A 15780-nucleotide genomic window follows, 5' to 3' on the forward strand; every position below is an offset into this window, starting at 1 on the left:
GCTCAGCCCGCGCCGCGGAGCTCCTCGTCTTCGCGCTCGGCCGGCTCCGGGGGCGGGATGCGGACCCGCACCGTGCGGATCTGCCGGGGGCTGGCGTCGACGATGTGGAGCTCTACCCCGTCCGGGGTCCTGAGGACGTCGCCGGGCGCGGGGATGCGCCGGGCGAGCCCCATGCAGAGGCCCGCGACCGTGGACCAGCGCACGTCGTCCGGCAGCTCGATCTCGAGCTGCCGGTTGAGCTCGTGGACCGGCATGTCGCCGGGCACGAGCGCCGACCCGTCCGGCCCGCGCCGGATCGTCTCGGCGGGGGGCGGGTGCGCCTCGTTCTCGGCGAAGATCTCGCCGACGAGCTCCTCGACGAGGTCCTCCATCGTGACGATGCCGCTCATGCCGCCTTGCTCGTCCACGACGACGGCGAGCTGGAGCCGGCGCCGCTTCATCTCGGCGAGGAGGTCGACAGCGGGCATCGACGCGACAACGAAATAGGCCGGGCGCAGGATGCTCTCGAGCGAGAACTCCCCGTTGCCCCAGAGGAGCGCGAGCAGCTCCGGCATCGTGACGTAGCCGATCACGTTGTCGTTCGACCCCTCGTAGACCGGCATCCGCGTGTGGCCGTGCTCCAGCACGACGCGCTGGACCTCCTCGGCGGTCGTCTCGCGCGGGAGCGCCACGACCCGGAAGCGGGGGAGCATCACCTGGAGCGCGGTGAGCCCGGCGAAATCGAGGGCGCGGGAGGCGATCTCGCCGGCGCGCTTGTCGACCGAGCCCGCCTCGGCGGCGTCGTCGACGATCTGCTGGATCTCCTCGGGCGAGATGCGCGCCTCGACGAAGTTCGTTCGATCGCCGAAGAGCCTCAGCACCAGGTTCGAGCTCGCCGTGAGCAGCCACACGAGCGGGCGGGCGAGCGACGACAGCCCGCGGAGCGGCGCGCCGACGAGCAGCGCGTACCGCTCGGCGCTGCGGAGCGCGAGCGACTTCGGGACGAGCTCGCCGAGGACGAGCGAGAGGAAGGAGACGAGCGCGACCACCGCGGCGAGCGCGAGCTCGTCGGCCGCGTCCCCGATCCACGGCACGGCGCGGAGCACCGGCGCGAGGTCCTTCGCCAGGGTCGACCCGCCGAAGGCGCTCGCGGTCGCGCCGACGATGGTGATGCCGATCTGCACGGTGGCGAGGAAGCGCTCCGGGTTGCCCCGCAGGCGCTTCACCGCGCGCGCACGGGCGCTCCCCGACTGCACGAGCTGGTCGAGCCGCGTCTTGCGGATCGTGACCACCGCGATCTCGGCCCCCGAAAAGAAGCCGTTCACGAGCACGAGGGCCAGGATGATGAGGATTTCGGAGAGAATATCGGCCCCCTCCGAGGGGCTCCGGGGACATAGCGCGTCGCCCGCCGGCGCGGCAGCGGCGCCGAGCGCGCAGCGGACGCGGCCCGGCGGACAGCCGGGGCTGCGCCGCGCCGCGATCCGAAAATTGCACTCAGGGTGAAAATTTCTGAGAGGAGCAGGCGTGCGCGCCGGCCTGTGCGCGGCGCGGCGGGGTCACGCCGCCTTGCTGGCCCGCCGGTCCCGCACCCCCTGTGCGAGGAGCTCGAGGACCGGCACCGTGTCGTTCCAGCCGAGGCAGGCGTCGGTGATGCTCTGGCCGTAGGTGGGGGGCTTGCCCGGCGCGAGGTCCTGCCGGCCGCCGACGAGGTGGCTCTCGATCATGACGCCGAGGAGGTCGCGCGAGCCGGCGCGCAGCTGGTCGGCGAGGCTCTCGGCCACGCTCCGCTGGCGGGCCGGGTCCTTCTGGCTGTTGCCGTGGCTGCAGTCGACCATCAGCCGGTGCGGCAGGCCCGCCTTGGTCAGGCGTTCGGCCGCCTCGCGGACGTGCTCGGGCGCGTAGTTGGGGCCGCGCTGCGAGCCGCGCAGGATCACGTGGCACGCCGGGTTGCCGCGCGTCGCCACGATCGCCGAGATGCCCTGCTTTGTGACGGACAGGAAATGGTGCGCCTCGCGCGCGGCCCGCACGGCGTCGACCGCGATCTGGACGTCGCCCTCCGTGCTGTTCTTGAAGCCCACGGGGCAGGAGAGGCCGGAGGCGAGCTCGCGGTGGACCTGGCTCTCCGTCGTGCGCGCGCCGATCGCGCCCCAGGAGATGAAATCGGCGATGAACTGCGGCGAGATCGTGTCAAGGAACTCGGTCGCGCTCGCGAGGCCGAGCTCGGCGATGTCGCGGAGCAGCCCTCGGGCGACGCGGAGCCCCTTGTTGATCGAGAAGCTCCCGTCGAGGTCGGGGTCGTTGATCAGCCCCTTCCAGCCGACCGTTGTGCGCGGCTTCTCGAAGTACACGCGCATGATCACGACAAGGTCGTCGCTCAGCCGGTCGCGCGCCTCGTGGAGCCGCGCCGCGTACTCCAGGGCGGCCTTGGGGTCATGGATGGAGCAAGGGCCCACCACCACGATGATCCGGTCGTCCTCGCCCGAGATCACGCGCTCGGCGGCCCTGCGCGTGAACGCCACCGTCTCGGAAGCGGCGGGGCTGACGGGGATCTCTTCAATCAGGATCGCGGGGGGGATCAGGGGCCTGAGCCCTGCAATACGAAGGTCGTCGGTCGAGTAGTACATCGTTGAGGTTCCAGCATAGCGCGACGCGACATGCCCCGACTACCCACACGTGGGACGGAAGCGCTTTCTCTTTGCCGGATCGGCTCCGGTCGTTCCGAGCGGTTCGGGTCGGTGCCGGCCGGTGCTGACCGGGACTGACCGGGACTGGCCGGCGCCGCACAATTCCGACCGGCTTGAAGATTTGTCTCGCGGGTGCTCGAGCGCTGCAGGGGCGTCCGGGGCGCGTGGTTGCGGGCCGGCGCGGGCGCTCGCGGGGGCGCGCCTCCGGCGGCGCCGGCGGTCTTCGCGGCTCATGCGCTCGCGGGCGTGTGCGTCTGCTCGGCGTCCGACCGCCGGGGGAGCGGGGCGCTGCGGCAGGGAGCCGACGGCGGCTTCGTGGTCGCGGCGGGCGCGCGGGCGGCTCGCTCGGCCGTCCCCCGTCGCGCGGCCTTCGCCGGCCGCGGGGCGGGCTCCCCGGCGTCGTCCCCCGCCGGCCGCGGCGGCCGCTTTCGCTTGTGCTCGGCGCGGGGCTCCTCGATCAACGCGCGCAGCGAGGCGATCGCGCGCGTGCGCCACTTGTACGCGGTCGACAGCGGGATCCCGTGCTGCTCGGCGACCGTCGCCATCGGCACGCCCTCGATGTCGTGCTCGATGAGGATCCGCTGCTCTTCCGTCTGTAGCGACCCGAGCCGCGACAGGATGAGCGAGCGCGTCTGCTCCGCGTCGATCTGCTCCTCGGCGTTCGGGCGCTCGTCGGCGACGCGCCGCGGGGCCCGGCCGGAGGAGAGCTCCTCGCGCCGGTGGTGTGCCCGGTCGCGGTAGTGGGCGGCCACGTGGACCGTGATCCTGTTGAGCCACCTCTCCGGCCGCGCGCGGAGCGGATCGTAGGTGGGGAAGCTCTGGTATCCGGCGAGGAAGACATCCTGGAGGATGTCGCGCCGATCGCGGCGTGGGACCCCGAGCCGCCTCAGCCAATTCCATACGGAGTCGTAGGTCTTCCCCCGAAAGAGACGGACAAAGGCGCGCTGTCTATCCAGCGGCATCGACGGAGCGAGCGTGCGGTTCAATTGTCCCATGCTCGCTTAATTAGGAGGACCCACTCCCCCATCTCAAAAAAAGCCATCCTCCTCTCAAAAATGATCTCCTGTGCGCACCCCGAAGCGCCATGGACGGGAGAGCACCGCTCGGCAGCTCGGGAAGCGCCGGGCGGCATGTGGCGTGGCGGACAGGAGGAAGCGAATCGGCATGGCGCCGAGGACGGCGGGACGAGCCGGAGATTTCTTTTCTTTGCGGCTTGGCGGCTTTGCGGCTCGATTCATTCTCGTCGGATCATCGCGCTAGGGCGCCGGCGACGCCAAGACGGCTGTCGCTCTGGCGCGGAGCGCGCGCAGCGCCGCGTTCCTCTCGGCGGCGAGGCGGCCCGCAGGGAAACGCCGCCGGTGCTCGATGAGGCGGCGGTTCGCCTCGGCGTAACGGCGCTCCGAGAACGCCGTGATCGCGCCGTCGATGAGGGCGCGCTCCGCGGCGATCTCCTCGTCGCTCGACGCAACGGCCCGCCGCGCGGCGGGCACGGCAGCGCCGCCGGCCGGACGGAGCGCGGGCTTCCTGCCGGCGAGCGCCGCGCTGCTCGCTGGCGAGAGCCCGACGACAGCGCCCGGGGCGCCCGCGCCTCCGCGATCCCGTGAAGCGTCCGCCGCGGCAGCTGCGCCGGGCGGAGGCGGCGCGGCGCTGGCGGACGGCGGCGGCGCCGGGCTGGCGGGCGGCGCGGAGGCCTGCGGCGCGAGCGGCGTGACAACGACGGACTGCGCCTGCAGCGCCGCGACGGCGGCCAGGGCGGGGGCGGTCGCGGCGCGCTCGCCGGCGGAGGCCGGGGACGAGGCGGCGCGCAGCGCGCCGAGCGCGATCGCGACGACCGCGGCCAGCGGGACCGCGACGGCCGCGGCGGCGTGGAGCGCGCCGGCCGCGCCGGTGCGCGAGGCCGAGCCGCCGGCGAGCCGCCGCGGCGAGAGCGCGCGGCGCGCAGCGCGGTAGATCCGCGCGAGCAGCGAGCGCGCGATCTCGCGACCCGCGCGCGCCTCCTGGACGAGCGCGCCGGCGCTGAAGGGGATGAGCGCGAGCCCGCGGCCGCGATGACGCGCCTGCCAGCGACGCCTCGCCGCCTCGAGGTCGACCCAGGCGAGCCGGTGCCGGCTCCACGCGGTGCTCAGGGGGATCGAGAGCTGCTGGGCGATCTCGGCCATGTCGATCTCCTCGATCTCGTGGGCGACGAACACGCAGCGGCGCTCCATCGGCAGCTCCTCGAGCAGCTGTTCGAGCACGCAGCGCCGGTCCCTCGCGATGACGCGCTGCTCGGAGTCGGGGGTGGCGTCGGGCAGCTGCGCGAGATCGTCGAACGGGCGGAGACGCTCGCGACGGCGGTGGGCCCGCCGGAAATGATTCGACGCCTGGTGGGTCGCGATCCCCATGAGCCACGACCGCACGCTGCCCCGGCTCGCGTCGAACCGCGGCAGCGCGCGGTAGGCGCCGGCGAGCACCTCCTGGGCGACATCCTCGATGTCCTGCGCGCGCACCCCGAGGCGGGCGAGGTAGCGGGCGATGAACGAGAAATGTTCCTCGGCGATGTTCACCATGATGGCGTGGGAAGGCTCGACGGACGTGCTCTTGCGTGACGGTGACCCCATCTCTTTCCCCCTCGATTCCCCCTCGAGCGCGGCGACGTCGCCGCCGCGAAGCTGGTCAATGCGGCGCCTCCGTGCCCCGAGCAAGGGGAGCGCGCCGGGCGGGCGCCTCGCGCCGCGGGCTCAGATGGACGTCCACCCGGAGACCGACGAGCCCGCCGGACGCCGGCGGGGCCCAGAAAACAGTGGACGGGTCCTCGATGCGGAACTCCGTGAGACGGAGCACGAGATCGCCATAGAGCTGCACGCTGATCCGATCGGAGAACGGCATCTCGATGCCGGCGCGCGGCCCCGTGGTGAGCCAGAGCGACGGCGTGTTGACGAGCTCGATGTTGGTGCTCGAGCTCGTCACGACCCCGATCGACACGAAGGCGCAGGCGAAGAGGCGACGGAGCTGGGAGCACGGGATCGCGTTCGCCGCCGCGATCCAGGTCGAGGCGAACCTTCCCTTGTCGATCTGGACCCTGCTGGGCCATTGAACGTGGCCTTCGAGGCCGAGCGAGAAGGACGGATAACGGAGCGCGACGTGGAGCGCCGTCCCGACGGTCGTCTCCGGCAGGCTCCCGAACACCGCGGCGCCGGCGAGGCCGACGCTGATCCTGGGCCACGCGGGCTGCGCGGGCGCGCTGGCCGCCGCCTCGGCCGGAAGCGCGGGCTCGGGGAGCGGCGCGGGCGCGGGCGGCACGTTCAGGCTCGGATCGAGCGCGACCCGGAGCGAGAGCGCCATGTTCATGACAAGCTCCCTGCAGTCGTCGTTGTAGGCGACCAGGTGCCGCGACCACGTGATGGAGCCCTCGGCGTCGTGGAGATCCATGGCGGCGTGCACCTCCCTGCCCGGCCCGCGAAAGACAAGCGTCTTGGCCTGCAAAGCCGCCTCGGGATCCACCGGGTCGTAGCCGAGCTGCCTGGCCATCTCTTCGCGCAAGAGCCCCTCGTCCGGACAGCGCTCGGCCCCCGGCGCGCGCCGGTACTCGAGCTGCACCGCGGCGCGGGGCGGCGCGGCGCCGGCGCGCCAGGGCGCGAGCAGGGCCGCGGCCGCGACGAGCCACGCGGGCCCCCGGCCCCTCGGTCGCCCCGGCGTCGCCGCACCGGCCCCGGTGTTTCTTGGTAAAGCTGCTGACATGGTGCTCATCGCGGGTGGTGACCGCTCGTTCAGTCCAGTGTCGACGACGAATCGGCCGCGCCCCATCGAGGAGCGACCAGGGGGCCTCCGCTAGAAGGCGTCCACGGGGAGCACGAGCCCCAACCCGATCACCCCGGAGAGCGGTGGGACCCGCCATACCTCTCTGCCGTTCACCCAGAGCGACGGGCGGCTGTGGTTCGTGTGCAGCTCGGCGAACCCGCGCAACGACAGCTGCTCGGAGAAGCGCCAGTCCCCGGCGGCCCGCAGCCCGATCGAGCTGACCCACGGCTTTCGTGCCTGAATGACGACGCCGGGGTCGCTCGTGATCTGCAGCTCGCCGGCATCGAAGACGGCGCACACCGACAGGACCCCGCGATGGCCGCAGATGTCGAGCGCCGGCATCGCCAGGCTCGCGTGGACCAGGACGCCCTCCTCGAAGGTATCCGTCAGGGCGGTGAGCATGCGCGCCTCGACGGCGATCGACAGGCTGGGCCAGCGGAACGTCGTGGCGAACGAGGCCCCCCCGGCGAGCGCGGGCAGGAGGCCCACCGCGAGCAGCGGCGACGCGGAGATCTCGCCTCGCAACATGTCGTCTCCCTCCTGCGTCTCCCGTCGCGATTCAGACCGAGGCGTATCCGCATGCACCGGGGTCGTTGCCATGAAGACAGCGACCATTGCGGCGCAACCGGCGCGTAGCATCGGCGTCCCGGCTAGGGCGGGATCTGTGCCGCATCGTGCGGAGGGAACACCTCGACCCGAAGCACCCCGCTGCCTCCCATCCGGCCACACCACCCCGACATGTGCCCCCCCTCCTCAAACGTCTCAGGCGCCCGTGGGACAGTGCACCTCTGCCGCGTGGCGGAGGCGGGCTCGACGTCGCCGCTCCCACGTCGTGATCCTGTAGATACTGACTTTGGAGCGCACGTAAAGGCTTTTGTGCGCGCGTCCGAACGCTCGGTGACGCATTGCGTTTTGGTTTGTTCATTTCTCTCTATCGAGAGATTTTTTGTCAGGCAGATTGAACCCCGCACTGAGGATCTTCACGCCGTGCCATCGGGTCTGGTTGTGCCCGACCCTGGTTCAGGGGGAGCCTGGATCGCGCCCGGGGCGGCGTCGACGGCGTCCTTGGCGACAGCGTGCAGTCGTCACTCGTTCTTGCCCGGACGTGTCTGACAGCAGAACGTGCTCGGACCGGTGAGGATGATCTGGCCGGACACCTCCCCGCCTCGCGGCTCGCAGCGGCCGGGGTTGTTGACGTGCCAGACCGCCTTCATGCTCTTGGGCTGGACCCCGGGGACCGGCTTGAGGCAGCCCGGGTCCTTGCTCGACGCCACGCCGGCGGTGAGCATCTCGCTGCACGCCTCGTCCCGGAAGGAAAGGAGCATCAGAGAGCACGTGCCGCCCTCGGGGGGGCCGCACGTGCACGGCGTGCAGCGGCGCTCGTCTCTCAGGCCGTCGTACAGGACGACATTCTCCGGATAGTCCGGCGGGCAGGTCACCTCGCCCTCGCCGAGGTGCATGATGCACTGCGCGAAGCCCCGCTCCTCGTCGGCCGGAACGCACGTCTTCGGAGAGATGCAGGTATCTTCCGGGAGGGTGCCCGCGCAGGCTTTTCCGGAGCGATACCACTGCGAGAAGAGGCGCGGCACCGGCGGAGGCTCGATGCTGGGCTTGCACGGCCTCACCTGGGGCGAGCCCAGCAGGAGCGACTTGCGATCGCTCGCCAGAGCCTCGCTGGGGACCACGCAGGTGCCGCTCAGGATGTCCCGGGCGTCATGCAACCCGAGCGCCGATCCATCGCACCTCAGCGAGGCGGCCGTCCTGAGGCCGTCGGGCAGGGCACACGCCGGCTCGCTGCACCGACATGGGTCGCACGCGAAGGGGATATCAGGGCTCTTGTATCCCAAGTACACCGTGCTCGGGGCGCTGGCAGGGCACTGTGGCTCATCCACCGTCCTGCCCACCCAGAGCAACGCAGGGCCGTCGAAGCCCTCTGGCGCCGGGGTGACACACAGGCCGGCGCACGTGCCGCATTTCGCTATGCACGCGTCGGGGTCGAGCGCCGTTCTGCATTGTTCTGCGCACGTCTGGTGAGTCGTGCCGCCGAGCATCTCGCAGCCTACGAGGCACGCGGTGAACAGCAGCGCAAGCGCGAGATCGGTCCTCGTCATGAGACCTCCTTTGGGGCAGAGCTCGCAGCCCTCGGCTTGGAGCGCCGAACAAAACCGGACCGAGCCAGGCAGCCGAGAGCGGGTGCAGCGCTAGGCGCGACGAGGAGCCCTACTGAAATAGGGCGACGAGGAGCAGCGACGCGATGCGCCCGCTCTCGGCTGTCTGGCGACGGGAGGTTTTGAGAGGCGCTCTTACTACAGATCCGGAGATTCCAGACGAAATCGGGGCGGGTAATGCGAGGAATGACGTTGCGGGACGCATTACGGTTCCGGCTGGTGAATTCCAAGTGTTCGTGAAGATGGGTAGTTTTTTTGTCAGCTGCGCGGGGTGGCTGGGCGCAACGACGCATTTTGTGAAATGAAGGTTCATCGCATCACGTAAGCCCTCAGCGGCCGCGCGCGACCTCGCACAACCACGCGCAACCACGTCGCTGGTGGCCGGCGCGCGGTGCGCCGCGCCTTCCGGCTCCCAGGCGGAGAGCCGCGCACCTCCTCGTTGCCTTGCGTCCGAGCGCTGCCGGGCGGTCGCTGAAAGCGCTCGCGGAGCGCGCGCTTGCTGCGGTAGGCTCTGCATCCTGATGAGTGGGGATCCACCGGATACCGAGCCCGCGCTGCATCAGGCGGCGCCCCGTCCTCAGGTAGAAATCGGCGCGCGGGGGGCGGCGTGCGGCGCGCCGGTCCCGTCCGCGACCGTCCTGCTCTCGTCCGGTCGGCGCTACGAGATGGAGGCGGCCGTGGCGGGCGATCGGCTGATCGTCCGCGGCAGGGACGGCGAGATCGTCCTGCAGATGGAGATCACCGACGCCGGCCCGGTGCTGTCGTTCGCGGCGCCCGACGGCGAGCGCCCCGGCCCGCGGCGGGGCGCCCGGGGGGGCGAGTCGTCCGTGCCCCCGAGGCGCGCGGCCTCGCCGCCGCTGTCCGCGATCGTCCCCCTGTCGAGCGGGAAGGGCTACCCCTCGGAGGGCGAGGCCGCCGAGCCCGTCGCGGTGCCGCGGGCCATGCCGCTGCCCTCGATCAAGCCCCCGAACGAGACAGAGCTGATGGAGCTCGACGGCGGCAACGCGCGGTCGGGGCTCACCCTCCGGCGGTCGCCCGGCGAGCCCGGCGCGGCCAGCACGGCGCCGGCCGCGCCCGCGCCGTCGGGCCTCACGGCCCGCGAGCCGGCGTCGGAGCAGGACGTGCCCGGCAAGCGGAGCGCGCTGCCCTCGCTCAGCCTGCAGCAGTACGCGGCCCTCTGCGCCGAGTCGTCGGTCGGGGTGGCGTCGTCGTTCGATCGGGCGCTCCTGCGCCACGGCATCGCGGACCGGGACCTGTGGAATGCCGTCGATCGCAGCTGGCAGGACCGGCTCGAGCGCGAGCCGATCCTCACCCTGCGCTGGATGGAGCTCACGACGCGCTACCGCGAGCACCTGACGCGCCGGTAGAGCCCGTCGTGTCAGTAGAGCCCGTCGTGTCAAGCGACGCGTCGTGCGAATTCCTGCTACAGCAGCGCCCCGCCCTCGCCGGGCAAGCTCCTGGAATCTGGAAGACGAGGCGACGGAAAAAGACCCCCGAGCCTCTTCCCGTCTTCTCCGTCTTCCTGTGTACATTCTCAAGAAGTGGCGCCGGTCCCGGGCGAGCGCGCGTGCGCGCGTTCCGCCAGGGCAGGTCGTCGGCGTCTGGAGTCGCTGTGCAGGGTCTTCTCGAAGCCATCAGAAAAGCCTGTCTTCCGGGCCTCTGGTCCCAGGGCGTGAAGCTCGCCCGCGAGGGCGCTGCCTTCGGGCGCGAGGATCGCGGCGATTCCGTCGTGGTCCGCGTCAAGGCCGCCGGCCAGCCCGTCGCGCCCACGGTCACCCTCTACCCCGCGGACGCCGAGTGGACGTGCGACTGCGGCGGGAAGGTCGACCCCTGCGCCCACGCCGCCGCGGCGGTCATCGCGCTCTCGCAACCGGCCGCGCAGGGCCAGCCGGCGGCGCAAGGCCAGCCAGCCGCGCCCGGCCAGCCGGCCGCGCCCGGCCAGCCGGCCGCGCAGGGCGGCGCCGCGGCCGTGCCCCCTCCGGCGGCGCGGCTGCGGTACCGGCTCCGGCGCAAGGGCCTCGTGCTCGCCCTCGAGCGGATGATCGTCCACGCGAACGGCGCCGAGGAGCCGCTCCGGATCTCGCTCGCCAGCCTCGCCGGGCGCGCCGTCAGGGCGCCGGCGGGGGCCGAGCGGCCGGGGCCGAGGCTGCCCGAGCTCTATCCGACGCACGAGGACCTCGCGGCCGATCGGCTCGTGGGCACCAAGCAGCACGGCTACTTCCCCTCGGATCGCCAGCCCGAGCTCTTCGCCGCGCTGGCCGGCGTCGCCGACGTGGAGCTCGACGGTGCGCCCGTCCGCGTCTCCAGCGAGGCGATCGGCCCCCGCGCGACGGTGCGCGATCACGACGACGGCGTGGCGCTCGTCGTGGAGCGGGACCCGCGCATCGACGAGGTGATCGCGTCGGGCGTCGTCCGGTGCGGAGGCACGCTGCACCTGCTCCGGGAGATGGACCTCACCGGCCCGAAGCTCGATCGGCTGCCGCTCCGGCGCGTCTTCTCGCGGGGCGACCTCGGCAAGCTCGTGACCGAGGTCCTGCCGGAGCTGACCAAGCGCGTCCCGATCACCGTCCAGAGCCAGCGCCTGCCGCGCGCGGGCGGCGCCTCCCGCCCGCGGATCCTCCTCGAGCTCAGCCAGAAGGATCACACGCTGTCGGTCGTGCCCAGCCTCGTGTACGGCGACCCGCCCGAGGCGCGCATCGAGCACGGCCGGCTCGTGCACCTGTCCGGCCCCGTGCCCGTCCGCGACGAGGCCGCGGAGCGCGTGCTGCTCATCCGGCTGCGCGACGAGCTGCACCTCATCCCGGGCCGCCGGGTCGACTTCGACGGCGCCGAGGCGATCCGCTTCGCCTCGCGCCTCGAGGCGTGGGACGCCCGCGCCTTCGCCGAGGCGCGCGGCGAGCTCTTCGGGAAGGCCGAGCTCGTGCCGCGCTTCGTCGTCGACGACCGCGCCTTCGACGTCGAGTTCGAGCTCTCGGCGGGGCGCGAGGACGGCGCGGGCGAGGAGGGCGACGCCGCCGGCGCGCCGCCGAAGCGCGCGGACGCCGCGGCCGTGATCCGGGCGTGGCAGGACGGCCTGCCGCTCGTGCCGCTCCTCGGCGGCGGGTGGGCGCCGCTGCCCGCGGCGTGGCTCGAGAAGTACGGCGCGCGCGTCGCCGACCTGCTCGCGGCGCGGCGCGACGACAAGGAGGTGCCGCCGGCGGCGCTCCCGGCGCTGGCCGCCCTGTGCGACGAGATCGAGTACCCGCGCCCGTCCGGCTTCGACAAGCTGATGCCGCTGCTCGACGGCTTCGCGTCGCTCCCGGAGGCGCCGCTGCCGGCCGACCTGACCGCGACGCTGCGCCCGTACCAGCGCCGCGGCGTCGACTGGCTGTCGTTCCTGCGCGACGCCGGCCTCGGGGCGGTGCTCGCCGACGACATGGGGCTCGGCAAGACGCTGCAGACGCTCTGCGCGGTGCGCGGTCGGACGCTCGTCGTGTGCCCGCGCAGCGTCGTGCACAACTGGGCCGACGAGATCCGGCGGTTCCGCCCCGGCCTCCGGTTCGCGATCTACCACGGCGCGCGGCGCGCGCTCGATCCCGCGGCCGACGTCACGCTGACGACGTACGCCGTGCTCCGCAACGACGTCGAGCTGCTCGCGGCGCAGGCGTGGGACATCGTGGTGCTGGACGAGGCGCAGGCGATCAAGAACCCCGACAGCCAGGCGGCGCGGGCGGCGTTCGCGCTCCGCGCCGAGCTGCGCGTGGCGCTGAGCGGCACGCCGGTCGAGAACCGGCTCGAGGAGCTCTGGAGCCTGCTCCACTTCACGAACCGCGGGCTGCTCGGCGGTCGCGGCGCCTTCCAGGAGCGCTACGGCCGGCCGATCGCCGAGGGCGCGGCCGGCGCGGCGGCAGAGCTGCGGCAGAAGATCCGCCCCTTCGTGCTGCGGCGGATGAAGCGCGAGGTGGCGCCCGAGCTGCCGCCGCGCTCGGAGATGGTGCTCTACTGCGAGCTCGAGGAGGCCGAGCGCGAGCTCTACGAGGCGGTGCGCGCGGCGACGCGCAAGGACGTGGTGGAGCGGCTCGCGCAGGGGGCGAGCGTCATGGCGGCGCTGGAGGCGCTGCTCCGCCTGCGCCAGGCGGCCTGCCACCCGGCGCTGATCCCGGGGTCGAGCGCCGGCCCCGCCGACGCGGCCGCGGCGTCGGCGTTGCGGAGCGCGCCTTCCTCCAAGGTGATGCGGCTGCTCGCGGCGCTGGAGGAGTGCGTGGCGGGCGGCCACAAGGCGCTCGTCTTCTCGCAGTGGACCTCGCTGCTCGACCTCGTCGAGCCGCACCTCACCGAGGCGGGGATCCCGTGGAACCGCCTCGACGGCTCGACGCGCGACCGCGCCGGGGTGGTCAACGCCTTCCAGTCGCCGGGCGGCCCGCCGGTGATGCTCATCTCGCTCAAGGCGGGCGGCACCGGCCTGAACCTGACCGCGGCGGATCACGTCTTCCTGCTCGATCCCTGGTGGAACCCGGCGGTCGAGGATCAGGCGGCCGATCGGGCCCACCGCATCGGGCAGCACCGCCCGGTGCTGGTCCACCGGCTCGTCGCGAAGGACACGGTGGAGGAGGGGATCCTCGCGCTGCAGGAGCGGAAGCGCGCGATCGCGGGCGCCGCGCTGGGCGAGGCGGACAGGGCGGTCTCGCTGACGCGGGAGGACCTGCTCGCGCTGCTGGGGTAGCGCGAGCGGGGGGCGCCTCGCCGGGGCTCGTCACGCGCCCGTCACGTCGCCGGCTTGCGAGGGTTGAGCCTCCATGGGATGAGCGGCCATGATGCGAACGGTCATCCTTCCCCTCGCCGCGCTGCTCACGTCGCTCGCTGCGTGCACCGTCAACAGCCCGCGAGAGCCGGCGCCCGAGCCGCATCCACCGGCCTCGCCCGCGGTGCCCTCCGAACCGCCGACGACGCAGGCGCCGACCGCGCAAGGACCGACGACGCAGGCGCCGACGACGCAGGCGCCGACCGCGCAAGGACCGACGACGCAGGCGCCGACCACGACAGCGCCGACCGCGGCCCCGGGGCCCGGCGGCGACGACCCGCTGCTCGGCACGTGGAGGTCCGCGGTGTGCGGCCCCCGCAAATACGAGCGCGTGCTCGCCTTCGCGAAGGGCGGCAGCTTCACCGCAGAGGATCGCGTCTCGCCCTGTCCACCGAAGGTGGCGTGCGTCTGGTCGGGCATCATCCAGCGCAAGGGAGCGTTCAAGCGCGCCGGCGACACCCTCTCCCTCTCGGTCGCCGAGGCGTCGCGGGGGCCGGGCGCCCAGGAGCTCCCGACCACGCTCACCGTCGACGCCGCGACGGGCGCTCCCGTCGAGGCCGGCGAGGGCGGCAAGCCCTGCCCCTACCAGCGCTGACCCTCCGCGCGCCCGGGCTCTCGCCGGTGCGGCCCCCCGTGGCCGCTCGGCCGCCGGTTCGCGCCTGCGCGCCCGCATGCTATGCACCGCCGCTTCGATGAGCTCCGAGAGCGAAGCCGCCGGCGCAGGCGGGCCGTTCACCGCCGCCGATCTCGACGCCTGCCTGCGGGTGCTCGAGTCCCTCGTCGACGACCGCGCGCAGCTCGCCTCGATCAGCGCGGAGGACCGCCGCCGGCTCCTCCTCGCCGCCGGCCGCGTCTCGCGCCCCGAGCGCGCCGAGCAGCGCGAGCTCGCCAGGGCGTTCCGCAAGAGCGAGCGGCGCGCTCAGAGGTCCGCGGACACCGCGCTCCTCGACGCGGTCGGCATCCGCGCCGCCCGCCGTGAGCCCGTGTTCCGCACGCCGGACGCCCCGTCGCTGGCGATGCCCCCCGCGCCCGCCGCCCCCGCGCCGGCGCCGCCTCTCGCGCAGGCGTCGCCCCCCGCGGAAGAGCCCGCGCCGCCGGGTGAGCGCGGCGCGCCGGAGCTCGCGAAGCCGCGCAAGTGCTATGTCTGCAAGGTCGAGTTCCGCAAGCTGCACTTCTTCTACGATGCGATGTGCGGCCCCTGCGGCGACTTCAACTACCGCAAGCGCAGCCAGACGGCCCCGCTCGACGGCCGCGTCGCGCTGGTCACCGGCGCCCGCGTCAAGATCGGCTATCAGGCTGCGATCCTGCTGCTCCGCGCCGGCGCGCGGGTGATCGTCACGACCCGCTTCCCGCACGACGCCGCCCGCCGCTTCGCGTCCGAGCGCGACTTCGACGGCTGGGCCTCGCGGCTCTCGATCTACGGCCTCGATCTCCGCCACACGCCGAGCGTCGAGCGCTTCACGCGGCACCTCCTCCACACGCTCGACCGGCTCGATTTCATCATCAACAACGCCTGTCAGACCGTCCGGCGCCCGCCGGGCTTCTACGGTCACCTCATCGAGGGCGAGACCGCGCCCGTCCACGCCCTCCCGGAGGTCGCGCAGCCGCCGCTCCGGGCTTACGACGCGCTCCGCGAGCGCGGCGAGCTCCCCCTCGTCGCCGGCGGCGACCCCGCCGCCGGCCTCCGCGAGCCGGCGCTGCTCTCCCAGATCCCCGGCCCCGGCGACGAGCCCCTCGACGGCGTGCTCTTCCCGAGAGGCCGATACGACGCGGATCTCCAGCAGGTCGATCTCCGCACGATGAACAGCTGGCGGCTGACCCTCGCCGAGGTCCCGACCGTCGAGCTGCTCGAGGTCCAGCTCGTCAACGCGGTCGCCCCCTTCGTGCTGAATTCCCGGCTGAAGCCGCTCATGCTGCGACACCCGACGTTCGACAGGCACATCGTCAACGTCTCGGCGATGGAGGGGCAGTTCTACCGTCGTTACAAGACGGACAGGCACCCTCACACCAACATGGCGAAGGCCGCGCTCAACATGATGACGCGCACCTCCGCGCCCGACTACGCGAAGGACGGCATCTTCATGAACAGCGTCGATACCGGGTGGGTCACCGACGAGGACCCCGCGGCGCTCGCCGCCCGCAAGCTGGAGGAGCACGGCTTCCACCCGCCGCTCGACATCGTCGACGGCGCCGCCCGCATCTGCGACCCCATCTTCTCCGGGCTCCTGAGCGGCCAGCACCTCTACGGCCAGTTCCTCAAAGACTACATGCCGACCGACTGGTAAGCGCCGCCACCGCCCGCGTCGAGGCGCCCAGCCCCCGCCCGCGCCGAGGCGCCGCCCAGCCCCCGCCCGCGCCGAGGCGCCGCCGCGCTCACGCTGGCCCGCCG

The 15780-nt window shown here is 72.9% G+C and carries 11 protein-coding genes; 4 read left to right on the top strand and 7 right to left on the bottom strand.

What is annotated here, in order from left to right:
- Positions 1 to 2: 2 nt before the first annotated feature.
- The 7 genes from WMF28_RS11765 to WMF28_RS11795 form a co-directional block, all read right to left on the bottom strand.
- Positions 3 to 1310, bottom strand: coding sequence for a hemolysin family protein (locus WMF28_RS11765; RefSeq protein ID WP_437602278.1), 1308 nt, complete (start codon positions 1308 to 1310; stop codon positions 3 to 5).
- Between the two features lie 225 nt (positions 1311 to 1535).
- Positions 1536 to 2603: a 3-deoxy-7-phosphoheptulonate synthase gene (locus tag WMF28_RS11770; protein WP_437602279.1), complete on the bottom strand. Its 1068-nt coding sequence runs from the start codon at positions 2601 to 2603 to the stop codon at positions 1536 to 1538.
- Between the two features lie 290 nt (positions 2604 to 2893).
- Entirely contained in the window at positions 2894 to 3658 is a 765-nt protein-coding gene (locus WMF28_RS11775) for an RNA polymerase sigma factor (RefSeq protein ID WP_437602280.1), read from the bottom strand.
- A 261-nt stretch (positions 3659 to 3919) separates the two neighbouring features.
- Positions 3920 to 5263: an RNA polymerase sigma factor gene (locus WMF28_RS11780; protein ID WP_437602282.1), complete on the bottom strand. Its 1344-nt coding sequence runs from the start codon at positions 5261 to 5263 to the stop codon at positions 3920 to 3922.
- A 55-nt stretch (positions 5264 to 5318) separates the two neighbouring features.
- Positions 5319 to 6383 (bottom strand): hypothetical protein, encoded by a 1065-nt coding sequence (locus WMF28_RS11785; RefSeq protein WP_437602283.1) that lies wholly within the window; start codon positions 6381 to 6383, stop codon positions 5319 to 5321.
- A gap of 90 nt (positions 6384 to 6473) precedes the next feature.
- Positions 6474 to 6971 (bottom strand): hypothetical protein, encoded by a 498-nt coding sequence (locus WMF28_RS11790; RefSeq protein WP_437602284.1) that lies wholly within the window; start codon positions 6969 to 6971, stop codon positions 6474 to 6476.
- Between the two features lie 557 nt (positions 6972 to 7528).
- Positions 7529 to 8554: a hypothetical protein gene (locus WMF28_RS11795; RefSeq protein ID WP_437602285.1), complete on the bottom strand. Its 1026-nt coding sequence runs from the start codon at positions 8552 to 8554 to the stop codon at positions 7529 to 7531.
- 578 nt (positions 8555 to 9132) lie between these two features.
- On the opposite strand from WMF28_RS11795, the gene WMF28_RS11800 reads away from it, so the two are divergent.
- The 4 genes from WMF28_RS11800 (at position 9133) to WMF28_RS11815 (ending at position 15676) form a co-directional block, all read left to right on the top strand.
- A complete protein-coding gene (locus WMF28_RS11800; RefSeq protein WP_437602286.1) occupies positions 9133 to 9978 on the top strand; it encodes a hypothetical protein in 846 nt (281 codons plus the stop codon).
- A 245-nt stretch (positions 9979 to 10223) separates the two neighbouring features.
- Positions 10224 to 13313, top strand: coding sequence for a DEAD/DEAH box helicase (locus WMF28_RS11805; RefSeq protein WP_437602287.1), 3090 nt, complete (start codon positions 10224 to 10226; stop codon positions 13311 to 13313).
- A gap of 88 nt (positions 13314 to 13401) precedes the next feature.
- Complete coding sequence (locus WMF28_RS11810) at positions 13402 to 13986, top strand: hypothetical protein (RefSeq protein ID WP_437602288.1); 585 nt, start codon at positions 13402 to 13404, stop codon at positions 13984 to 13986.
- Between the two features lie 97 nt (positions 13987 to 14083).
- Entirely contained in the window at positions 14084 to 15676 is a 1593-nt protein-coding gene (locus WMF28_RS11815) for an SDR family NAD(P)-dependent oxidoreductase (RefSeq protein ID WP_437602289.1), read from the top strand.
- Positions 15677 to 15780 lie beyond the last annotated feature (104 nt).

Source organism: Sorangium sp. So ce590 (genome assembly GCF_051521365.1).
Lineage (GTDB): Bacteria > Myxococcota_A > Polyangia > Polyangiales > Polyangiaceae > Sorangium.